The 21,596-nt window shown below is 63.9% G+C and carries 17 protein-coding genes; 3 read left to right on the top strand and 14 right to left on the bottom strand.

Going from position 1 to position 21,596, the window contains the following annotated elements; all coding sequences use genetic code 11:
- From PCO31110_RS16675 to grpE, 9 genes are all read right to left on the bottom strand, one after another.
- Positions 1 to 363: a hypothetical protein gene (locus tag PCO31110_RS16675; RefSeq protein WP_010807183.1), complete on the bottom strand. Its 363-nt coding sequence runs from the start codon at positions 361 to 363 to the stop codon at positions 1 to 3.
- A 32-nt stretch (positions 364 to 395) separates the two neighbouring features.
- Positions 396 to 953 (bottom strand): DUF6445 family protein, encoded by a 558-nt coding sequence (locus tag PCO31110_RS16670; RefSeq protein ID WP_010807184.1) that lies wholly within the window; start codon positions 951 to 953, stop codon positions 396 to 398.
- A gap of 5 nt (positions 954 to 958) precedes the next feature.
- Positions 959 to 1,792, bottom strand: a complete 834-nt coding sequence (locus PCO31110_RS16665) for an adenine nucleotide alpha hydrolase family protein (protein ID WP_246189867.1) — start codon at positions 1,790 to 1,792, stop codon at positions 959 to 961.
- A 311-nt stretch (positions 1,793 to 2,103) separates the two neighbouring features.
- Positions 2,104 to 3,015 (bottom strand): collagen-like domain-containing protein, encoded by a 912-nt coding sequence (locus PCO31110_RS16660; protein ID WP_150690911.1) that lies wholly within the window; start codon positions 3,013 to 3,015, stop codon positions 2,104 to 2,106.
- A 351-nt stretch (positions 3,016 to 3,366) separates the two neighbouring features.
- Entirely contained in the window at positions 3,367 to 5,301 is a 1,935-nt protein-coding gene (locus PCO31110_RS16655) for a chorismate-binding protein (protein WP_150690910.1), read from the bottom strand.
- 4 nt (positions 5,302 to 5,305) lie between these two features.
- Complete coding sequence (gene dnaJ / locus PCO31110_RS16650; protein WP_010808277.1) at positions 5,306 to 6,451, bottom strand: molecular chaperone DnaJ; 1,146 nt, start codon at positions 6,449 to 6,451, stop codon at positions 5,306 to 5,308.
- 127 nt (positions 6,452 to 6,578) lie between these two features.
- Positions 6,579 to 8,504, bottom strand: a complete 1,926-nt coding sequence (gene dnaK / locus PCO31110_RS16645) for a molecular chaperone DnaK (protein WP_010808276.1) — start codon at positions 8,502 to 8,504, stop codon at positions 6,579 to 6,581.
- Positions 8,505 to 8,600: 96 nt separating this feature from the next.
- Positions 8,601 to 9,029 (bottom strand): thioredoxin family protein, encoded by a 429-nt coding sequence (locus PCO31110_RS16640; protein WP_150690909.1) that lies wholly within the window; start codon positions 9,027 to 9,029, stop codon positions 8,601 to 8,603.
- A 127-nt stretch (positions 9,030 to 9,156) separates the two neighbouring features.
- The gene (gene grpE, locus PCO31110_RS16635) at positions 9,157 to 9,702 is read right to left on the bottom strand and encodes a nucleotide exchange factor GrpE (protein WP_150690908.1); all 546 of its coding nucleotides are present in this window, start codon (positions 9,700 to 9,702) and stop codon (positions 9,157 to 9,159) included.
- 299 nt (positions 9,703 to 10,001) lie between these two features.
- Here grpE and PCO31110_RS16630 point away from each other — a divergent pair, with 299 nt between their 5' ends.
- Positions 10,002 to 10,190, top strand: coding sequence for a hypothetical protein (locus PCO31110_RS16630; RefSeq protein ID WP_010808272.1), 189 nt, complete (start codon positions 10,002 to 10,004; stop codon positions 10,188 to 10,190).
- 197 nt (positions 10,191 to 10,387) lie between these two features.
- Here the strand turns inward: PCO31110_RS16630 and PCO31110_RS16625 are convergent, their stop codons facing one another.
- The 4 genes from PCO31110_RS16625 to hrcA form a co-directional block, all read right to left on the bottom strand.
- Entirely contained in the window at positions 10,388 to 10,789 is a 402-nt protein-coding gene (locus tag PCO31110_RS16625; RefSeq protein WP_010808271.1) for an RNA-binding S4 domain-containing protein, read from the bottom strand.
- Complete coding sequence (gene hemH / locus PCO31110_RS16620) at positions 10,786 to 11,961, bottom strand: ferrochelatase (protein WP_010808270.1); 1,176 nt, start codon at positions 11,959 to 11,961, stop codon at positions 10,786 to 10,788. The genes PCO31110_RS16625 and hemH overlap by 4 nt, the downstream gene beginning before the upstream one ends.
- Positions 11,962 to 12,059: 98 nt before the next feature.
- Entirely contained in the window at positions 12,060 to 14,630 is a 2,571-nt protein-coding gene (locus PCO31110_RS25895) for a DUF6600 domain-containing protein (protein ID WP_150690907.1), read from the bottom strand.
- A 221-nt stretch (positions 14,631 to 14,851) separates the two neighbouring features.
- A complete protein-coding gene (gene hrcA / locus PCO31110_RS16610) occupies positions 14,852 to 15,880 on the bottom strand; it encodes a heat-inducible transcriptional repressor HrcA (RefSeq protein ID WP_010808268.1) in 1,029 nt (342 codons plus the stop codon).
- 75 nt (positions 15,881 to 15,955) lie between these two features.
- On the opposite strand from hrcA, the gene PCO31110_RS16605 reads away from it, so the two are divergent.
- Together PCO31110_RS16605 and recN are read left to right on the top strand one after the other, a co-directional pair.
- Positions 15,956 to 16,906 (top strand): NAD kinase, encoded by a 951-nt coding sequence (locus PCO31110_RS16605; RefSeq protein WP_150690906.1) that lies wholly within the window; start codon positions 15,956 to 15,958, stop codon positions 16,904 to 16,906.
- A 23-nt stretch (positions 16,907 to 16,929) separates the two neighbouring features.
- Entirely contained in the window at positions 16,930 to 18,594 is a 1,665-nt protein-coding gene (recN, locus tag PCO31110_RS16600; protein WP_150690905.1) for a DNA repair protein RecN, read from the top strand.
- Between the two features lie 108 nt (positions 18,595 to 18,702).
- Here recN and glnE read toward each other — a convergent pair whose 3' ends face one another.
- Positions 18,703 to 21,576 carry a bifunctional [glutamate--ammonia ligase]-adenylyl-L-tyrosine phosphorylase/[glutamate--ammonia-ligase] adenylyltransferase gene (glnE, locus tag PCO31110_RS16595; protein WP_010808265.1) on the bottom strand — a complete coding sequence of 958 codons (2,874 nt, stop codon included), beginning with the start codon at positions 21,574 to 21,576 and terminating at the stop codon, positions 18,703 to 18,705.
- Positions 21,577 to 21,596: the final 20 nt, after the last annotated feature.

Genomic DNA, 21,596 nt, shown 5'->3' with positions numbered 1-21,596 from the left:
TCACTTCGCTTTGCCAGCCGCCGGCGCGCGCGCCTTGGCGGCACTCTCGTCCGAATGCGGCGCCATCAGCTTCGTATGCGCGGCGAATACCGCCGAGTCGTCGGTTCCCCGTGCCATATCCGAAATCACCGAAGCAATGATATTGGCGCCGGCCGATGCCGCCGCATCGCCGTAGTGCACGAGAATGCCCGGCAATCCCGGCACGTCGGCCAACGGCACATAGCGATCGTCGGATGACACCGGCACCACGCGATACAGCGGCACGCTATCGACCTCATGTCCGAAAGCCGTCTTGATCTTCGCCGATTGCTCCTTGCTCAGACCGAGCGAGCCCACTGGGAAAAACAGTTCCGAAGCTGCCATCTCATTGCCTCCTTCAGGTAAGAAGATACGCATTAGCATTGCGTGTTGAAAAAGAATGTCTGGAACAAACGACCGTTCTCTTTGCTGTCGCCGAAGTGTCCCTGACTCGCGTGAAAGCGACGGCCTCGGAACAGGATCAGGCGGTTGAAACGATTTGCGATCCGGTCGGTCATTGTCCAGCGCTCCCAGGCGGTGGCGTCGGCGTCGCAAGACGCGCGTTGCCGCTCATCGTCGGGATAGAGGTCGAAACCGGTTTCGTTATGCTGGAAGAATGCCGTCCCCGCCTGAGGGGGTGCGTCCGGCGTAAGGTAGACAACGCCGGACCACACAGTGGTGTGATCCGCGTGCACCCACGTAACGTCCTGCTTGAGGCTGTATTGAAACGCGCCGTTGTAGGTGTCCGGCGGCCAATACGTGATCGGCGACTTGACGATATTCTGGATAGCGTCCATCACGCCGTCGTGCAGGAACGGCCCCGTGCGGGCGCCGGGATAATTTCCTTTTACCGTGAACGCCTGATCCAGTGCAAACGTTCGGACATCGTCCGGGTCGCGGTAGAAGTTGTCGGTAACGATGATGGAATCGTGCATATGACTCACTCTGGTTTATCAGAGACCTCTGGGGTATCGGGCTGCATCCGGTCGAGAACCCACTGCTGATGTTCCGGAGTGATCTCCGGACGATCCACTTTTTCGAAACCCGCCCGGCGATCGTAGAAGCCGGCTCGAATTTCCTTCGAGACCTCATAGATATGCGGATTGAAACCCTGTACGTCGTAGAGATGCTGCTCCACGACACCGATCAGTTTGCAATTCGATGTGTTGCCGGCGATTGACACGGGCTTCCAGCCCGCATCTCGAATCCATTGCATTTGCTCTGCCTCGGTGAGCTGTCTGGCCAGAAGCGGCGAGGCGCAGATGAAGCCGTTGTCCGCTTCACGCTTCGTAAAGCCGCTCACGGGATAGGCAAGCGGCGGAAACCGATGACCACTGAGGATGAAACGAAGATTGAGTGCCCGGCAGGTCTTCGCCATCGCGGCAAAGACGCCGCTGATGCACGATGAGCAGGGAATACGCCCCGAGGCCGATTGCAGAGACTCGCGGGCAATCCTGCGAATATCGATCTTTTCGATCACCAGCGACACACCGAAGCGCGCACAGAACGATGACGCGTTGTCCTTGACTTCATCGGGAATGAACCCGTTGTCGACGAGCACGGCGACGGGATGCAGGCCCAACTCCTTGACGGCGAGCAGCAACGTGAGGGCACTGTCCTTTCCTCCCGAGAATGCCAGCACGCAATCCGGTGTTCCCGTGCCCCGGCACGCGGCCACCACATCGAGAAGTTTGCGCTGCGTGTAATCGCCGCGCGCGGATTCCGCAGCGAAGGTATGACAGGCATCGCAGATGCCGTCCGGTGCGATATGCACGCCGGGTAAGTCCTCTGTGAGCAAACACCGCTGACAGTAGCGATCGATCGCCTGCGCAGTGCCGCTGACGGCGTCGACACGAAGTCTGCGCAACGGCGCGCCAGTGGTATCGAACAACTTCGCACGTTGTTCCGCCGACAAATTCATGAGGGTTGACGACATGATCGCAACTCCAATGTGAGCTATCGAAAGCGATATCTCATCAGGGATTCGCGGCTCGGCGAATCGGCTGCCGAGCCGCCCAGTTTGTCAACGAACACGAGAGCGCAAGCCCTCTGCGCACTCCCGTGCCGTAGACATCGGCATTGCGATCAATGCAGCCCTTGGGCGCCTTGAATCCCTTGAACCTGTTCCGAACCCTGAACACCCTGCGGTCCTTGCACGCCCTGAGCGCCTTGCATGCCTTGCGGGCCTTGCACACCTTGGGCGTGTTGATATCCCTGCGGACCCTGCATACCTTGCGGACCTTGCACGCCTTGTGCGTATTGATATCCCTGCGGACCCTGCATACCTTGCGGACCTTGCACACCTTGAGCGTGCTGATAACCCTGCGGACCCTGCATACCTTGCGGGCCTTGCACGCCTTGCGCGTATTGATATCCCTGCGGACCCTGCATACCTTGCGGACCTTGCACACCTTGAGCGTGCTGATAACCCTGCGGACCCTGCATACCTTGCGGGCCTTGCACGCCTTGCGCGTATTGATATCCCTGCGGACCCTGCATGCCTTGCGGACCTTGCACACCTTGAGCGTGCTGATAACCCTGCGGCCCTTGCATGCCCTGAACACCCTGCATGCCTTGCGGGCCTTGCACGCCTTGAGCGTGCTGATAACCCTGCGGCCCTTGCATGCCCTGAACACCCTGCATGCCTTGCGGGCCTTGCACACCTTGAGCGTGCTGATATCCCTGCGGCCCTTGCATGCCCTGAACACCCTGCATGCCTTGCGGGCCTTGCATGCCTTGAGCGTTCGGATAACCCTGCGGCCCTTGCACACCCTGAATACCCTGCATACCTTGCGGGCCTTGCACCCCCTGGACTCCCTGCAAGCCTTGCGCACCTTGCATACCCTGTGCACCTTGCACGCCCTGCACACCCTGTATCCCTTGAAGCCCCGGGAAATTCGACACCACTCGAATCGCCCCGATACGTTGTCCGGTCATCGCCTGAATATGGCGAATCTGGTCTTCGTTAAGCTGCAGTTCAAGATCGTTCTCGTTCATGTTTTCTCGCTCCTAGAGTCAAATAAACATCGGACGCCGGCTCCAAGGATTCTGTGCGAGAAATGCACTGACACATCGGCACCCCGGCAGCCCAATGACTATCAACAGAGGTCGACTTCCACGAGAGAGGGAGTGATTTTGCCGACGACGCCACCGCGCTCGTCGGTGAAGTACGGGCCAGCGGGGCAACGACGACCGATGGCCGTATAGACGGGAAGCCCCGCAGTGCGCGGGGCAGAAGAAGGCTCTATTAAGAATTTTCCCAGTGGATTGATGTGCCGTGCAGTGCACAAACCGCGTTGCGCGGTTTACCTCATGGAAGATGGATGTGGCGCTAGTGCTTGGCTCGCTTCACGCGTCTGCGGCGGCAACCAAACGCGCAGGAAGTGCCCCGCGTAGCGCGTTGCACACAACGATCGCCTGTGCGTTCAGCACGTCTTCGCGCGTAAGCACAGCCTCTACCGCCGCCCACGCCGGATCGGCGAGCATCACATTGCGCATCACACCCGGCAGCACGCCGGACGATAACGGCGGCGTCATCCAGATACCGTCTCGCTTGACGAACACGTTGCTGCGCCCGCCCTCGGTCAACTCGCCCCGTTTGTTGAAGAACAGCACGTCGAAGGCACCCTTCGCTTCTGCGGCACGCCAGGCGTCGTCGTATTGCGCGCGCACAGTGGTTTTGTGACGCAGGAACAGGTCAGCCGCTCGTGTGGCACTTGCATTCTCCGCAAGTAGCAGCACCGACACCGTTTTGTCCGGAAGGGGCGCCAGCACCGCATGCGTGATGGCCGTCTCGCCGTCGTGTGAGAGCGCCAGACGAACCCGGTGAACGGTGTCCTCCATAAGGGTTGCGACAACCGCGTCGAGTTGTGCACGCAACGCCATGCCATCAAAGCGGAAACCGAAATACGCCGCCGATGCCGCCAGACGCGCGAGATGTCGCTCGACACGCGCCACACCATCGCCTCGCGTCGCCCGCATCGTCTCGAAGAGTTCGAAGCCCGGATCGAGCGCGCTAAGAAAACGCGCCTTGAGCTTGCACTCTTCGCGCTCCTCCTCCGCTTTGCTGTCGAGCACGATTCCCGCACCGACACCGAGCCTGCCTCGCCGCAGTCCGCTGGCATCCGGGGCGTCGAGTTCCAGCGTCCGAATAGCGACGGACAGGCAGAAGTCGCCAAGCGCTTGCGGGTCGTCTTCGCGTGCGTCAAGCCAACCGATTGCGCCGGTATACAGCCCGCGCGGCGACACTTCCAGTTCGCCGATCAGTTGCATCGTGCGATGCTTCGGCGCGCCGGTGATCGAACCGCACGGATAAAGCGCACGTAAGACGTCGGCGAACGAGGTGGCTTGGGGCAGCGCCGCCGTGACCGTCGACGTCATCTGCAACACGCTCGCGAAGCGCGTCACTTCGAAGAGTTTCGGTACCTTGACCGACCCCGGCGTCGCGATGCGCCCGAGATCGTTGCGCAACAGATCGACGATCATCAGGTTCTCGGCGCGATTCTTCTCGTCTGCGGCGAGTGCGGCACTGCGCTTGGCATCCTCCACCGCGTCGCCACTGGCGGGGGCCGTGCCTTTCATCGGCCGCGCCTCGATCCGGCCCCGCGAATGGCGCAGAAACAGTTCGGGCGAGAGCGAAAGGATCGCGCGGCCTGCGACACCCTGCGCACCGGGCAGCATGATGAGCGCGCCGTAAGGCACCGGCTGACGCGCGCGCAACCGTCGGTATAGCGCCACGGGAGAGCCGAACGCGTCGAAATTCAGACGGTAGGTGTAGTTGATCTGATAGCACTCGCCCTGAGCGAGCCACTCGTGAATGCGGGCAATGGCGTCGTCGAAGCCAGCTTCGCTGACGTCGGCTTGCAGCGCCGCCACACCGGCAACGCCTGGGCGGTGAATCTCGTCGCTGCCGCCCATGGCAGGCGCAGGCGTCAGGCCATCGCCGGCATACGCCGCTTCCTGCCGCGACAACCACACTTGCGTCTGCGTGGCGTCGAGCCGCTGCAATTCACGGAACAGCAGCGCGCGAAACTGGCCCGGCGCACGACGCGTCGTTACCGTATGCACGCCGCCCAGACGCACACCGAACTCGTAGTCGGTCAACAGCACGGCATGCAGGCCCTGACGCGAGGCGTCTTCCACTTCGCGAAGCGCGTCGGAAAGCACACCGGGCTCGTCGCAAGTCACCTCGCATACGAGCCCGGTATACAGACGCGCCTCGCCGGCCGGATCCGCGCTGTCGTCCAACAGCGCGAATGCGGCCAAAGGCGCTTCACTTTGCATGGAATTACTCGAAGAACTGCTTCACACGGTCGAACCAGCCCTTCGACTGCGGGCTGTGACGAGCGCCGCCCGCCTTGAGCGAGGTGTCGAAGTCACGCAGCATCTGCTTCTGCTTGTCGTCGAGCTTGACCGGCGTCTCCACCTGCACGTGCACGTACAGATCGCCCGGATAGCTCTCGCGCAGGCCCTTGATGCCCTTGCCGCGCAGGCGGAACGTCTTGCCCGTCTGCGTGCCTTCGGGCACCTCGAAGGTCACCTTGCCGTGTAGCGTCGGGGCGTCGATGTCGCCGCCGAGGGCTGCCGTGACGAACGAAATCGGCATCTGGCAATGCAGATCGTTGCCGTCGCGCTCGAACACGTTGTGCGCCTTGATGTGGATTTCCACATACAGGTCGCCCGCCGGACCGCCATTCACCCCCGGCTCGCCGTTGCCGGACGAACGGATGCGCATGCCGTCTTCGATACCCGCCGGGATCTTGATCTCCAGCGTCTTGGTCTTCTTGATCTTGCCCGAGCCGTGGCAGTTCGTGCAGGGCTCGGGAATGTACGAGCCAGTGCCGTGACACTTCGGGCAGGTCTGCTGAATGCTGAAGAAGCCCTGCGACATGCGCACCGTCCCCGAACCGCTACAGGTCGGGCAGGTCTCGGGCTTCGTGCCCGGCTTCGCGCCGTTACCGTGGCAGATCTCGCATTCTTCCCAGTTCGGCACACGAATCTGCGTGTCGAAGCCGTTCGCCGCCTGCTCGAGCGTGATCTCCATGTTGTAGCGCAGATCCGCGCCGCGATACACCTGCGGACCGGCCCGTCCGCCACGGCCGCCGCCGGGACCGCCCTGACCGAAGATGTCGCCAAAGATATCGCCGAACGCATCTGCGAAGCCACCGAAGCCCTGACCGCCCGCACCGCCGAAGCCGCCCATATTCGGGTCGACGCCCGCGTGACCGTACTGGTCGTACGCAGCACGCTTTTCCGGATCGGAGAGCATCTCGTAGGCCTCTTTGACCTCCTTGAATTTCTCTTCGGCATCCTTGCTGTCCGGATTGCGGTCCGGGTGGTACTTCATCGCCAGCTTGCGATACGCCTTCTTGATTTCGCTGTCTTCGACGTTCTTGGCGACGCCAAGGACTTCGTAGTAATCACGTTTGGACATAAGTCTTTCCAATGTTGTTGCATGTCGCCATCAGGCAAAAAGCCGGGTCGAGATTCCCTTTTCAGAGAACTCCGATACCCGGCCTACACGCGGCGCACATCGGTGTGCGCCGCGCGCCATGCACACCTTACTTCTTGTCGTTGACTTCTTTTACTTCAGCGTCGACGACGTTATCGTCATGCGGCTTGCCTTGCTCGGCGCCTGCGGCACCCGCAGCGCCGGCCTGGGCCTGCATATCGGCGTACATCTTCTCGCCGAGCTTCTGGCTCGCGGTGCCCAGCGCTTCGACCTTGGCATCGATATCTGCCTTGTCCGAACCGCGCAGTGCGCCTTCCAATGCCGTGATGGCCGATTCGATCGCTTCCTTCTCCGAGGCCTCGATCTTGTCGCCGTACTCGGTCAGCGCCTTGCGGGTGCTGTGCACCAGCGCGTCGCCCTGGTTACGGGCATCGGCCAGTTCGCGAGCCTTCTTGTCTTCTTCGGCGTTCAGCTCGGCATCCTTCACCATTTGCTCGATCTCGGCATCCGACAGGCCCGAGTTCGCCTTGATGACGATCTTGTTTTCCTTGCCCGTGGCCTTGTCCTTCGCGCCCACATGCAGAATGCCGTTGGCGTCGATGTCGAAGGTCACTTCGATCTGCGGCGTGCCACGTGCGGCGGGCGGAATGCCTTCGAGGTTGAACTCGCCCAGCGACTTGTTGCCGGCAGCCATTTCGCGCTCACCCTGATACACCTTGATCGTCACAGCCGGCTGGTTGTCGTCCGCCGTCGAGAACACTTGCGAGTGCTTCGTCGGGATCGTGGTGTTCTTCGTGATCATCTTCGTCATCACGCCGCCCAGCGTTTCGATACCGAGCGAGAGCGGGGTCACGTCGAGCAGCAGCACATCCTTACGGTCGCCCGAGAGCACCGAACCCTGAATCGAGGCACCTGCGGCCACGGCTTCGTCCGGGTTCACGTCCTTGCGCGGCTCCTTGCCGAAGAACTCCTTGACCTTGTCCTGCACCTTCGGCATACGGGTCATACCGCCGACCAGAATCACGTCGTCGATGTCGCCCACCTTCACACCGGCATCCTTGATAGCCAGACGGCAGGGCTCGATCGTGCGTTCGATCAGCTCTTCGACCAGCGCTTCGAGCTTGGCGCGCGTGATCTTCAGGTTCAAGTGCTTCGGACCCGAGGCATCGGCCGTGATGTACGGCAGATTGATTTCGGTCTGCTGGCTCGACGACAGTTCGATCTTGGCCTTTTCCGCCGCTTCCTTCAGGCGTTGCAGCGCAAGCACGTCCTTCGACAGATCGACGCCTTGTTCCTTCTTGAACTCGCCGATGATGTAGTCGATGATGCGCTGGTCGAAGTCTTCACCGCCCAGGAACGTGTCGCCGTTGGTCGACAGCACTTCGAACTGGTGCTCGCCGTCCACATCCGCGATTTCGATGATCGAGATGTCGAACGTGCCGCCACCCAGGTCATACACGGCGATCTTGCGGTCGCCGCCTTCTTTCTTGTCCAGACCGAAAGCCAGTGCGGCTGCGGTCGGCTCATTGATGATGCGCTTGACTTCCAGACCGGCGATGCGCCCGGCGTCCTTGGTTGCCTGACGCTGGCTGTCGTTGAAGTAGGCCGGCACCGTGATCACCGCTTCCGTCACCGGTTCGCCCAGATAATCCTCGGCGGTCTTCTTCATCTTGCGCAGCACTTCAGCGGAAATCTGCGGCGGGGCCAGCTTCTGGTCGCGCGCTTCCACCCAGGCGTCGCCGTTGTCGGCCTTGACGATCTTGTACGGCATCAGGCCGATGTCCTTCTGCACTTCTTTTTCTTCGAAGCGGCGGCCGATCAGGCGCTTGACAGCGTACAGCGTGTTCTTCGGGTTGGTCACCGCCTGACGCTTGGCCGGCGCGCCGACCAGGATCTCGCCATCGTCCATGTACGCGATGATCGACGGCGTGGTGCGGGCACCTTCCGCGTTTTCGATGATCTTGACCTGATTGCCTTCCATGACGGCCACGCACGAGTTGGTGGTGCCCAAGTCAATACCGATAATTTTGCCCATTTGAATTTCTCCTAGCGTCCTTTGCGTCTTTCTTTCGGGCCTGCGGCCCATTCAATTCATTGATCTGCACGAGATATGGGTGCAGCCCGGTGCATTTCAAGACCCTTCCTGCTGTCCGGTTTTGCCCCCCGCCGCCGCGATTTTCTCGCGTGCGGCGGCCACCGCCAGCCGGAACTGGGGCAAACCCTGCCAGCCGGTTGCCCGGCCAAGCTTCTTGCCTTCGTGGAAGAAGAAAAACGTCGGTACGCCGTGTAACCCGAAGCGCTTGTCCAGCGCCGCATCGGCGTACACGTTGGCATGGAACCAGCGCAACCCCAAGGCGGCAATGGCCTCGCGCTGCGCGAGCATGGTCTTTTTCGCGACTTCGCAGTTAAAACAGTCGACGCCCCAGAAAAACACCACCGCCAGCGCCCCGCCTGCCTCACGCAGCCCTTCGTCGAACGTTTCGGTCGTCAGCGCCTGCATCGAAAACACCTCGAATGCCGTGCCGTCGATACCCGCCACGCCCGGAAGGTCACCTGCCATGATCGCCGATCCTTACCTGTTGCCCAGCCGTCCATCGATGCCCGCGTCGGCCGCCTGCCATGCCTTGCGCGCCAACCGCTTCGCCTATCCGAAGATCGAAGCTTGCCATGATGTCATGGCAGCACGGTTACTTGCTCGCTGCGACGGTCACCAAAGCCGGGCGCAGCACGCGGTCGGCAATCAGATACCCTTTCTGCAGCACTGCTACTACGGTATTCGGCTCCTGTTCGGCCGGCACCATGGAGATGGCCTGATGCTGATGCGGATCAAACTTTGCGCCGGCCGGGTCGATGACCGTCACCTTGCTGCGTTCGAGCGCGGAGACGAGTTGGCGCAGGGTCAGGGCGACGCCTTCCTGCAGTTTGGCCACGTCGCCGCTCTGGTCGGCCGCTGCGGCCTCCAGGCTGTCGATCACCGGCAGCAGGTTCTCCGCGAAGTTTTCCACCGCGAATTTGCGGGCTTTTGCCACTTCATCTTCCGCACGACGGCGGACGTTCTCCATCTCGGCGCGGGCGCGCAACGCATCGTCGCGCAGGCTCGCCGCTTCGGCCTGTGCCGCCAGAAGTTGCGCCTCGACCGAGGGCAGCGCGTCGTTCGCGAGCGCAGCGTCGTTCGGGGCCGCTTCGGCCTGGGACGGAATCGGCTGGTCGGGGGTGTTTTGCTGTTCAGTCATGAGCTTGAGTCGTCAAAAGGTTCTTGCAGCGCACCACGACGATGCGCCACCGGTTCAAATCCCTTTGCATAGTAGGGACGTTCACACCGATTTCAAGAGCTGGCGGGCATTCTATGCGCCATACCGGTGCGCGCGGCGTTCCGGTAAATATCCGGTTACACGCGTTACGAGTCCTCTATTGTATCGGCCGTTGCTGCGACCTAACATGAATTACGGTCCAGTTGATGGATGTGCCGTGCTGGACCCGGCCGCTCGCCGGACACCCTTCGTCCGGCGTAGTGTTCTTTCAGGAGCGCATCATGAAGCTGCCACTGGCTGTTGTCTTCATCCTTGCGTTGGTGACGATGGTGACGATTACGATCTGCTTGTCCGGCGCAGTCACCCGGCGCGACACCGAATACGGTAGCGTGCGGGCCGTACTGCATCACTATGTCGAAATGCCGGGCATGCCGGCGCACTCGTCCAACACCGGAATCCCTTCGCGCTGATCGCCCCGGGGCGCGCGCGACACGTTTTCGTTGTGCGCGAAGCCGTTTTCCCGGTTCGTTCCGCCTTTCGCGGGACAGCTGAATTCCGCTCCCCTCTACGCCCGCCGCTGCGCACTTCGCCAGCGGCGGCGTTCATTCGGGCGTTGAAAATGCCGCCGATGGAGGGCGGATCGGGAGATCGTCAGAACCGGCGCGTGCTACTCGCTCACGCCGCCCAGACGCCGTCGGTCCCGTTTCGTCGGACGCCCGTGCATCTGTGCCGCCGGCTCCTGAAACAGACGTCGGCGCTCACTCTCGTCGGCCCGCGCCTGGATACTGGCTTGCGTTTCCTCATACAGCGACTGCGCGACGGGCGCCGAGCCCCGGACTTCGGCGATGGCTTTCACCCGCACTTCCCAGCGCGTGCTGCCGTTGTCCACGGTGACGAGGTCGCCCGGGCGCACGTCGCGCGCCGGTTTGACGCGAGCTTCGTTGCAAAGCACGCGACCACGGTCGACCGCTTGTGTGGCAAGCGAGCGCGTCTTGAAGAAACGGGCGGCCCACAGCCATTTGTCGATGCGCGTGGCGGCCTGCGGAGAATCGTCAACCTTGACCGTCACGTACTGGCTCCCGACGGGTTTTGCGCCGCGGCGGCGGCCGCTGCACTGGCTTCGTCGAATGCGGCCATGGCCGCGACCTGGCGCTGACGCGTCGAGGCCACCGCCGCCGACGACGCCTGCGCCGTGCCCTCTGGCGTCAGCACTGGCCACCCTTGCAGATGACGCGCCGCAATCTCGCCAAGCGCCGTAATCCAGGCGCTCGCACCGTTCAGACACGGGATGAAGTGGAACGCCTTGCCGCCTGCCGACAGGTACGCGTGGCGGCCTTCCATGTTGATTTCTTCGAGCGTCTCGAGGCAGTCGGAGGTAAAACCGGGGCAGAACACGTCCACACGCGGCGTGCCGCCACGGCCGAGTTCTTCGAGCGTCGGTGCGGTATAGGGCTGGAGCCATTCCGCCTTGCCGAAACGCGACTGAAACGTAAGACGGCAGGTGGTTTCGTCCAGACCGAGTGCGGCAGCCAGCAGGCGCGCCGTCTTCACACACTGGTCATGGTACGGATCGCCCAGATCGAGCGTACGACGAGGTACGCCGTGAAAGCTCAGCAACAGCCGTTCGCCGGCAGCGAAATCCGGCCGGCCGTGCTGCTGCCAATAGCCCTCGACCTGCTGACGCAACGCCTCGATGTAGGCGGGATGATCGTGATAGTCGCGCACCGTGCGCACGTCGGGTTGATTACGCAGCCGGCCGAGTACCCGGAACACGGCGTCGCTGGCCGTGGCCGTCGTGCTGCTTGAATACTGCGGATACAGCGGCAGGACGAGAATGCGCTCCACGCCGTTTTGCCGCAGCGCGCGAATGCGCTCGGGAATCGACGGATTGCCGTAGCGCATGGCGTAATCGACGACCACGTCGTAGTCGTTGGCATGCAGCAAGGCGCGTAGCGCGTTCGTCTGATGCTCGGTGTTCACTTTGAGCGGGGAGCCGTCGCGCGTCCAGACCGTCGCATATTTCTGCGCGGATTGACGCGAGCGAAACGGCAAGATCACCAGCCGCAGCAACGGCTGCCACACCAACGGGGAGATTTCCACGACGCGCGGGTCCGACAGAAACTCGCGCAGATAGCGACGCACGGCCGCAGGGCGCGGCTCGTCAGGCGTGCCAAGGTTGATCAGCAGAACGGCGGTCTTGCCGGACTGTCCATGCGAAATAGGTTCGGGATCGAAGCGCATGGATCGTACTTTACCGCAAACCCGGCCCGAATCCGGCGGACACGGGCTGCCCCTGCGCCAGCCAGGCTTGACGCAAGGGGAGCCCACGCGATTCGACGCTAGCCGTGCGGATGATCGTCTTCTTTTGCCGGACGATGCGCGGCGCTCGGATGCTCTGCCTCGTGCGACGGTGCGCGTGCGCCTTCCGGCTTGCTCTCACGCGGTGCGGGTTGCGGGTGCGCAGGTTCTTGCGGCTGAGGATGAGGAGCCACCTGCGGGCGCTCCGGCTGAGGCTGAGGTCTCGGTGGCGCTTGCGGTCGCTCGATCTGCGGCTCCGGGCGCGGCTGAGGACGCTCCATCTGCGGCTGCGGGCGCGGTTGAACGTGCTCCACCTGCGGCTGCGGCTGCGGACGCTCCATCTGCGGCTGCGCTCGCGGTGCCGTCTGGAACTGTGGCTGCGGCACCTGCGGCTGCGACTGCCACTGCTGCGGCCGGCGAGCCGGCTCTGTCGCTTCCGGTTGAACACGCTGCGGTGCCGGCGGGACGGGTGCATTGCGCATTTCCGGCGGTGCCGCCGGGGCCTGCGGCGATGGGCGGCGCATCTGCATATCGCGTTGCGCCGCGTCGTGTCCGGGCTGCGGCACCGCCTGCGGTGCTTCGCCGCGTGCGGCAGGCTGCCCCGGCGCATTCATTGCCGGAGGATGCGGCACCCCGGACGGCACCGCCGGCTCACCACGCACCGGCGGTTGGGCCTGCGGCGCGGGTTGCCCCGGACGATTCTGATAAACGCCATGTCCCGCATATCCCGGCGCGCCCGGCTCACCCGGAACACCTGGCGCTCGCGGCACACCGGGTACTCCCGGTACTCCCGGTACTCCCGGTACTCCCGGTACTCCCGGTACTCCCGGTACTCCCGGTACTCCCGGTACTCCCGGACGCCCCGGAACTCCCGGCTGGCCGGGCGCCCCTGGCGCACCAAGCATCGGCGGAACACCGCCAGCCGGCGGCAATGCGCCGTGCGCCGGCGTTGTCCCCGTGGCGCCGGTTGGCCCGAGCGCTGGTTGTGCGGGCGTCGCCCCATTCACACCAATCGGCGCACCGACCGGGCCGTGCGTGCCCACGACAGTCACACGCGGTTGCACACGCCCCTGCGCGTTCGGGGCGCCCGGCCGCATGTTCTGCGCTTGTTGCGCGTTCTGAGGGAAAACCAACGGCGCACCGCCAGCATTCGGCACCGCGTGCAGATTGCTCGTCAGCTCGCGCGACGGCATCACACGAGCCTGCGGCGCGCGCGTGGCGAGCACCGGCCGGTTGAAAACGCCCGCCGGCGGGGCCCCTGCGGCACGACGGCTGTTGCCGAACACGCTCTGCTGCACCGGCGCGACCCCCGGCGTATTACCGACACGCCACGTCTGACCGGCATGCGGTGCGGCCAACGCCACCGGCGCACCTACCGGGCGGCCCTGCACGAACGACTGCGCGGGCATCGTCGACACGGCGCCGCGCACGTTGCGATTCACGTACACGTTGTTGACGTTGATGTTGGTGACGTTGGTCGTCTGGATCACCGTCGACCGATTGATGTTGGTGACATACGACGAACTGGCGCGATAAGCCGGACGGTACGGATCATGCGGGCCAAGCGCGAACCACGCGAGGCCCACGCCGCCTGCCGCAAACGAGATGCCCCACTGATTCCCGCCGCTGCTGCCGCTCACCCAGCCGACCAGCGCCGGGGCGTACACCGGACGGACGGCAACCGGTCCCGGCACCCAGCACCAGCGCGCGTCGACATACGCCCACCGGCCATAGTGATACGGCGCAAAGCCCCACGGGGCGTCATCCACCCACGTCCAGCCCCACGGATCGACCCAGACCCAATGGCCGGTGCGATACGGCGCCCAGCCCGAAGGCACATCCGACGGCACCCAGACGGCGCCGTAGGTCGGGGTTTCCTGCCACGCACCATAGTCGTCCAGGCTTTCAAAACCGGTCATGTCGCGCGGCACATAGCGAGCCGAGACGGACGCGTCCTCGCGCGCGTCGCGCTGGCGTACCCATTGGTCGAACGCATCTGCCACGAGCGGATTCGTCGGTTGCTGCGTCAGGTTCTGACCGACGAACGCCACGCGTTGCCCCTGTTGCAGCGGCACCGAAGCGCCCTGCCCGTACACGGTGGCCGCACCTCGCCAAACGCTCACGGTCGTCACGCCGTTCGGATCGACGTCGACGCGGTACTCCCCTGCCTGTTGAGGGACGAATGCGAGATTCGGTGTATCGATCTCGTACGGCTGATTCGGATCGTAGGTCCGCAGACGCAGCCCCACGGTCCCTTGCGTTACGTTCAGTTGCACATTTTGGTCGGTCACGGCAGACAGCGCGACACTCGTGGACGCGCCCATACGAACCGCCGTGCCCCCCACGTGCATCTCGGCGCGCCCATTGCGGTCGACCCAGATGGCGTCGCCAGTGGTCAGCGGCCGGTTGCGGTTGGCGTAACGCCAATCGCTGGTGCCGGCGGGCGCATAGGTGACGGTGCCGTCGAATTCGCTCAGACGGGCCACCCGGCCCGGGGGATCGGCGCTCTGCGCCTGCGCCAGCGCGGGTACACCTGCGGCGCCCAAGGCCCCGAGCGCAAGCCCGACGCCGAGATAACGGACCATCGTCCGCCAGGAAATCAGGGATTTCATAGACACTCCGGGCTTTTTCCGTTCACGCGTCGCGCGCTGCGCTGGCCGCGTTGCCTTGTCGCTCTGTCCGAATCCTTTGACGAACGCGATGATCGCAACTTCGCCATAAGTGACGATTCAAGCGTAAGCCTGCCATGTGTGACAGCGTGTAAAGGAATGCTACGGGTTTGTAACGCAAAGGCGAAGAGATGCGACGGCGACACGCCGGCACGCGCTGCCGGTCAGTGCTGGCTGAGGGCGTTGGAGAGCAGCTTCGCCGTGATGTCGACGATCGGGATCACACGCTCGTAAGCCATGCGCGTCGGGCCGATCACGCCCAGCGTGCCGACGATTTCGCCGTCGACTTCGTACGGTGCCGTGACGACCGTCATCTCTTCGATGGGCACGAGGCTCGACTCACCGCCGATGAAGATCTGCACGCCCTGCGCCCGGCTCGACACGTCGAGCAGTTGCAGCAAGCCGGTCTTGGACTCGAACACATCGAACAGCCGGCGCAGCCGCTCCATGTTCGACGACAGATCTTCCACGCCCAGCAGATTGCGCTCGCCCGAAATCAGCACGCTCTCGCGTGTGGTGTCGGCCATGGCGTCGCTGCCCGCCTGAACGGCGGCCTGCATCAAGGCACTCATGTCGGAGCGCAACGCGTCGAGTTCACCGCGCAAGTAACCCCGCACGTCATCGAAGCTGTGGCCGCCGAAGTGGGCGTTCAGATAGTTCGCCGCTTCGACCAGTTGGGCTGGGGAATAGTCCTTTTCCGTCAGGATGATACGGTTCTGCACGTCGCCGTCGGGGGTGACGATGATGAGCAGCACGCGCTTGTCCGACAGGCGCAGAAACTCGATTTGCCGGAAGATCTGGCTGCGGCGCGGCGTGAGCACCACGCCCGCGAACTGCGAGAGATTCGAAAGCACCTCCGCCGCCGAGGCAACCAGTTGCTGCGGCCCCGCCGGTTGCAACCGGTTCTGCACGTGCGACGCGAGTCGATGCGCCGCTTCGTCGAGGGGGCGCACCGACAGCATAGTGTCGACGAACAGACGGTAGGCACGCGGCGTGGGCACGCGACCGGCGGACGTATGCGGGCTGGACACGAAGCCAAGCGCCTCAAGGTCGGCCATCACGTTGCGAATCGTCGCCGAAGACAGGTCGAGCCCGGAATAACGGGAAAGCGTGCGCGACCCGACCGGTTGGCCATCGGCGATGTACCGTTCGATCAGGGTTTTGAGGAGAGCTTGCGCACGTTGATCTAGCATGGCAAAAATTGTAACGCGAAATGTACGCACGCGGCGTGCGGCAAACCCCGAGGCAAGAACCGCGGCCGGCGGCGCATGCCGATGGTTGCTGTCATCGACTTATGGTGTAATGGCGGCATGAAAACAGGGAGCCCTTTCAAGACCGTAGCGCTCGTCGGGAAATACCATGCCGACGGCGTTGCCGAACCATTGCTCACGCTGGCGGCATGCATTGCCCAGCGCGGGCATCACGTCGTCTTCGAGCGCGACACGGCGCACAACATCGGCGCAAGCGCCGATTCGTACCGCACCCTCGACATTCAGGAAATCGCCACGCAGGTCGATGTCGCCGTCGTCGTTGGTGGCGACGGAACGATGCTTGGCGTCGGGCGTCAGCTTGCGGCGTCGAAGGTACCGCTCATCGGCGTGAACCACGGACGCGTCGGTTTCATCACCGATATTCCGCTCGACGACATGCGACAGGTCGTGCCGTCCATGCTCGAAGGGCATTTCGAAGGCGAGCAGCGCTCGCTGCTGGAAGCTCGCATCGAGCGCGACGGCCAGACGCTCTTCGAGACGCTCGCGTTCAACGACGTGGTCGTGAACCGCTCGGGCATCTCGGGCATGGTCGAGCTGCGCGTCGATGTCGACGGCCGCTTCATGTACAAGCAACGCTCGGACGGCCTGATCGTCGCCACACCCACCGGCTCGACCGCGTACGCGCTTTCGGCCTCCGGCCCGATCCTGCATCCGCGCCTGGGCGGCCTGGTGCTCGTGCCCATCGCCCCGCATGCCCTCTCGAACCGCCCCATCGTGCTGCCCGATTCGAGCGACATCGTCATCACGATTACGCGCGGGCGCGAAGTCGGCGCCAACTTCGACATGCAGTCGTTTGCCGAACTGCGTCAAGGCGATCAGATTCTGGTAAGCCGTTCCGAACATCAGGTGACGTTCCTGCATCCGGTCGGCTACAACTACTACGCGACGCTGCGCCGCAAGCTGCACTGGAACGAGCATATCTCCGACGAAGATACGCCGCAGACCTGACCTCACGCCTGCCCCGATATCCCATGCTACGCAGTCTCTCGATTCGCGATTTCGTGATCGTCGATCGTCTCGACCTGGAATTCTCCGCCGGTTTCACCGTGTTCTCGGGCGAAACCGGCGCGGGCAAGTCGATTCTGATCGACGCACTGGCGCTGGCCATGGGCGAGCGCGGCGACACCAGCATGGTGCGCAACGGCCAGACGCGCGCCGACATCACCGCCGAGTTCGCGGCGGACGCCGAAGCCCGCCCCGATCTCGAAGCCTGGTTGCAGGCGCAGGCGCTCACGCTCGAAGAGCACGGCGGCGTGCTGCTGCGCCGCGTGCTCGACTCGGGCGGACGCTCACGCGCCTTCATCAACGGCACACCCGCCACGCTCGCCCAGTTGCGCGAACTTGGCGAGATGCTCGTCGACATTCACGGACAGCACGCACATCAGCAACTGCTGCGACCCGATGCGCAACGCCGTCTGCTCGACTCACATGCCAGCGCCACGCAGCTCACCACGGATACAGCGGCGGCGCACAAGGAATGGCGGCGTCTCGTCAAACGATGCGAGGAAGCGCGCGGGCGCGATCGGGAGCTGCAACTGGAGCGCGAACGTCTCGAATGGCAGACGTCGGAACTCGACAAGCTCAATCCGCAGGAAGGGGAATGGGACGACGTGAGCGCCGAACATCGCCGGCTTTCGCACGCCGCCAGCCTCATCAACGGCGTGCAAAGCGCACTCGATACGCTTGCCGAAGCCGATGGCGCTATCGTCCCCTCGTTGGGCCACGTGGTGCATCAGATTCGCGAACTGGCCGAGATCGATGCAGGCCTCGCCGATACGCTGGCCGCACTCGAGCCCGCCGAGATTCAACTGCGCGAAGCCGTCCACTCGCTCACCCATTACGCGCAACGCGTCGATCTCGATCCGGAACGCCTCGCCGTTGTCGAGCAACGGCTTGACGCATTGCATTCGGCGGCGCGCAAGTTCCGCGTCGCCCCCGAGCAACTGCCCGCCGAGCATGCCGAACGACGCGCACAACTCGAAGAACTGACAGCCTCGCAGGACACGGCCGCCATGCAGGCCGCTGCCGACGCCGCGCACGCCGACTATCTCAAGCTGGCGAAGGCGTTGTCGAAGGCGCGCGCCAAGGCGGCGGCATCGCTCTCACGCGAAGTCACGCGCGCCATGCAGGATCTCTCCATGCCCGGCGGGCGCTTCGAAGTCATGCTGAGTCCGACGCCCGAGCCACAATCGTTTGGTCTGGAGACGGTGGAATTTCTCGTCGCCGGCCATCCGGGGGTACCGACGCGGCCGTTGGCCAAAGTGGCCTCCGGCGGCGAACTGGCGCGCATCAGCCTCGCATTGCAGGTAATCGCCAGCAGCGCGAGCCTCACACCGACGCTGATTTTCGACGAAGTGGATTCCGGCATCGGCGGCGCGGTGGCCGAAGTGGTCGGCCGTCTGCTGCGCGAACTCGGTCAGGGACGGCAGGTGCTGTGCGTCACCCACTTGCCGCAGGTCGCTGCGCTTGGCCATCAGCATCTGCGCGTGACGAAGCGCAGCGACGGCGATACGACAATGAGTGAAATCGAGCCGCTCGGCCGCACGGAACGCGTCGAGGAGATTGCGCGGATGCTCGGCGGTGTCGAAATTACGGCGACGACGCGCAAGCACGCGCGGGAGATGCTCGCGCTCTGAGCGCGTTCGTGACGCGCGGGGCGCGCGTCGCAAACCGTAAATTGCAAATCGCAGGCGACGTTGTCACGGGCGTCGTCCCCGCCGCCCGTGAGCGTCATCCGCCGGATATCAGACCGGCCCCGCTTCCGAAAACACCGAATCCCACAACGCCATGACGGCCTCGCGTTCGGCCTCGACATCGGTCGCCGGCACACGTGCCGCTTCCACGCCATCGAGCCGCAGCTTGTGCTGACGCTTGCGATACGTCCGATAAGCGGCAGCAGCATCGTCGGCAAGTTTCGTGTCGATCAATCCAAGCTGGGCCGCTTCGCGAAGTAGCGCGATGTTGCCCGCATTGCGCAGCAGCGTCGGATGCGCGCTCGAATACAGCAGCACCAGATACTGCACGGTGAACTCGATGTCGACCATGCCGCCCCGGTCGTGCTTCAGATCGAAGAGATTGCCGGGATTCGGGTGCCCCTCCAACACCTTGCGTCGCATCGCCACGATCTCCTGCGCGAGCGGCAACGCTTCGCGCGGCGTGGCAAGCACCTGGGCACGGATGTTCTCGAACGCAGCGCCAATGGTCTCATCGCCGGCGCAGAAGCGCGCCCGTGTGAGCGCCTGATGCTCCCAGACCCATGCGGTATTCGCATTGCCCTCGCGGAATTGATACTGGCGGAAGCTCTCGATGTTGGTCACCAGCAGGCCCGACAAACCATTGGGTCTCAGGCGCAGATCGACATCGAAGAGCATGCCCGCGCCCGTGTGCGTGGTGAGCCACGTCACGAACCGGCGGGCGAGCGCGGCGTAAGCGTCTGGCGCGTGATCGTCGTCATCGTCGTAAAGGAAGATCAGATCGAGATCGGACGCGTAGCCCAGTTCCTTGCCACCGAGCTTGCCGTAGGCGACGACGGCAAACTTCGGCACCTCCCGGTGGCGTGTCGCCACGTGCGGCCAGACGGTCGAGATCGTCACATCGACGATGATGTCGGCCAACTCCGAGAGGCGATCGCCAATCGCTTCGACCGACAGCGTGCCCTGCAAATCGAGCAGCAGAATGCGGAACACTTCGGCGTGATGTGCGCGCCGCAGAATATCCATCTGCACTTCGACGTTGCCCGACGCCCCGGCCGAGTTCAGGCTCAGCAGAAGCTGGGTCTTGAAAGACGGCCAGTCGAACGGCGCCGCGAGCGCTTCGTCGTCGAGCAATTCGTCGAGCAATTGCGGATGGCTAATCAGATAGCCGGCCGCCCAACGCGAACCGGCCAGCACCTTGACCACACGCTCCAGCGCGCGCGGATACTCCGTGAGGAGCGCCAGATACGAACTGCGGCGGCTGATGGCAGAGAGCAGATCGAGCATGCGCGCGAGCACCGCGTCGGCTTCGCCTGTGCCGGCCGCACCTTCCACCGCGCGTTGCACGAGTTGATCGAAGCGCCGCCGGCTGATCTCGCCCAGCGCCTTGTAGCGCGACGACGTCCACACGGCACGCAGACGATCGAGCGCCCCTTCGGGGTCGGCAAACCCGAGACGCGTGAGTTGATTGCCGAGATCGCCCGTCTGCGTCTCGTCGGCGAGGCATTCGCTCCACAGCTCGGGCGGACATTCGCAGTCGCCCGTGCCGGACGCCCCTTTCTTCCCGCCTTTTTGTCCGCTGCCGCCCGCCTTGTCCGCGAAGATCTCGTCGAACTGCGCGGCGACGAATTCGCGATGCTCGTCGAGCACCGTCATGAAACTCGCTTCGTCCGGGAACCCCATCGCACGAGCGACCGCGAGACGATCCTCGCCGGTACTGGGGAGGATGTGCGTTTGCGCATCGTCCAGATACTGAATGCGGTGTTCGAGCTTGCGCAGGAAGACGTAGGCGTTCGCCAATTCGTCGGCAACACTCTGCGCGAGCCAACCGCGTCGCGCTGCCACGCCCAGCACGGCCAGCGTCGGCCGCACGCGCAGTTCCGGCTCTTGACCGCCCCGGATCAACTGGAACACCTGCGCCGAGAATTCCACCTCCCGAATGCCGCCGCGCCCGAGCTTGATGTCGTTGATGCGTGCGGGTTTGGCCCGTGCGCGACGCTCCGCTTCGTGACGAATCTGCTCGTGCAGCGCGCGAATCGCGCCGATCACGCCGTAATCCAGATAACGACGGAACACGAACGGCTGGACGAGCGACGTCAGCAGCCGCTCGACGCGCTTGCCCGGCTCGCTTGCCAGCTCGGAGACGAGGCGGCCCTTGATCCACGCATAGCGCTCCCACTCGCGCCCCTGCACGTAGAAATACTCTTCGAGCATCGGCAGACTGCACACCAGCGGCCCCGAATCGCCATTGGGACGCAAACGCATGTCCACGCGGAACACATAGCCGTCCGGCGTGAGTTCGGAAATCATGCCGATCAGCTTGCGGCCGAGCTTCGTGAAGAATTCGTGGTTCGACAGCAGCCGCAGACGGTTCGCAGCGGCCGGATCGGCATCGTCGGGCGCCGACGTGTCGCCGTCGTCTTCATATAAGAAGATCAGATCGATGTCCGACGAAACGTTCAGTTCGCGCCCGCCGAGCTTGCCCATCCCCACCACGCTCAGCGTCTGGCGCTCGCCTTCGGCATTGCGCGGCACGCCGTGAATGGCTTCCAGTTCGCGCGACAGCACTGCGATGCCCGCCTGCACGGCGAACTCGGCCAGTGCCGTCATGGCTTCGGTGACCTCGGACAATTCGGCGCGACCATCCAGATCACGCTGCATGACGGCGCACAGCGCCTCGATGCGCAAGACGCGTAATGCCCGGGCAAGGCCCGCCTCGTCAACGCCCGATACTCCGCTGGCTTGCTCGGGCGGCGAGAGCACAGTGCCGGTAATGGCTTCAAAGCGGCGCGCGAGCCAGCGCGCGTCCACAGGGTGCTCCGCCAGCGCGGGCAACGCCTCGGCGAGCGCGGGCCGGCTCGCGAGCATTCGCGCCGCATAGCGCGAGTACGACGGGATTTCGATCGGGTTTTCGGGTGAACTCACTGGCGGGGTTCCGGTCAGCA

The sequence above is a fragment of the Pandoraea communis genome, from assembly GCF_902459745.1.
In the GTDB taxonomy this organism is placed as follows: domain Bacteria; phylum Pseudomonadota; class Gammaproteobacteria; order Burkholderiales; family Burkholderiaceae; genus Pandoraea; species Pandoraea communis.
Note: the sequence above shows the minus strand (reverse complement) of the source record. Positions and strands in the feature narration are given on the sequence as shown.

Excerpts from the sequence above, each read along its gene's own strand:
- PCO31110_RS16675 (WP_010807183.1), bottom strand. The coding sequence starts at position 363 with ATGGCAGCTTCGGAACTGTTTTTCCCAGTGGGCTCGCTCGGTCTGAGC.
- dnaJ (WP_010808277.1), bottom strand. The coding sequence starts at position 6,451 with ATGTCCAAACGTGATTACTACGAAGTCCTTGGCGTCGCCAAGAACGTC.
- PCO31110_RS16660 (WP_150690911.1), bottom strand. The coding sequence starts at position 3,015 with ATGAACGAGAACGATCTTGAACTGCAGCTTAACGAAGACCAGATTCGC.
- hemH (WP_010808270.1), bottom strand. The coding sequence starts at position 11,961 with ATGCGCTTCGATCCCGAACCTATTTCGCATGGACAGTCCGGCAAGACC.
- dnaK (WP_010808276.1), bottom strand. The coding sequence starts at position 8,504 with ATGGGCAAAATTATCGGTATTGACTTGGGCACCACCAACTCGTGCGTG.
- PCO31110_RS25895 (WP_150690907.1), bottom strand. The coding sequence starts at position 14,630 with ATGAAATCCCTGATTTCCTGGCGGACGATGGTCCGTTATCTCGGCGTC.
- grpE (WP_150690908.1), bottom strand. The coding sequence starts at position 9,702 with ATGACTGAACAGCAAAACACCCCCGACCAGCCGATTCCGTCCCAGGCC.
- PCO31110_RS16640 (WP_150690909.1), bottom strand. The coding sequence starts at position 9,029 with ATGGCAGGTGACCTTCCGGGCGTGGCGGGTATCGACGGCACGGCATTC.
- PCO31110_RS16670 (WP_010807184.1), bottom strand. The coding sequence starts at position 953 with ATGCACGATTCCATCATCGTTACCGACAACTTCTACCGCGACCCGGAC.
- recN (WP_150690905.1), top strand. The coding sequence starts at position 16,930 with ATGCTACGCAGTCTCTCGATTCGCGATTTCGTGATCGTCGATCGTCTC.
- PCO31110_RS16630 (WP_010808272.1), top strand. The coding sequence starts at position 10,002 with ATGAAGCTGCCACTGGCTGTTGTCTTCATCCTTGCGTTGGTGACGATG.
- PCO31110_RS16655 (WP_150690910.1), bottom strand. The coding sequence starts at position 5,301 with ATGCAAAGTGAAGCGCCTTTGGCCGCATTCGCGCTGTTGGACGACAGC.
- PCO31110_RS16605 (WP_150690906.1), top strand. The coding sequence starts at position 15,956 with ATGCCGATGGTTGCTGTCATCGACTTATGGTGTAATGGCGGCATGAAA.
- hrcA (WP_010808268.1), bottom strand. The coding sequence starts at position 15,880 with ATGCTAGATCAACGTGCGCAAGCTCTCCTCAAAACCCTGATCGAACGG.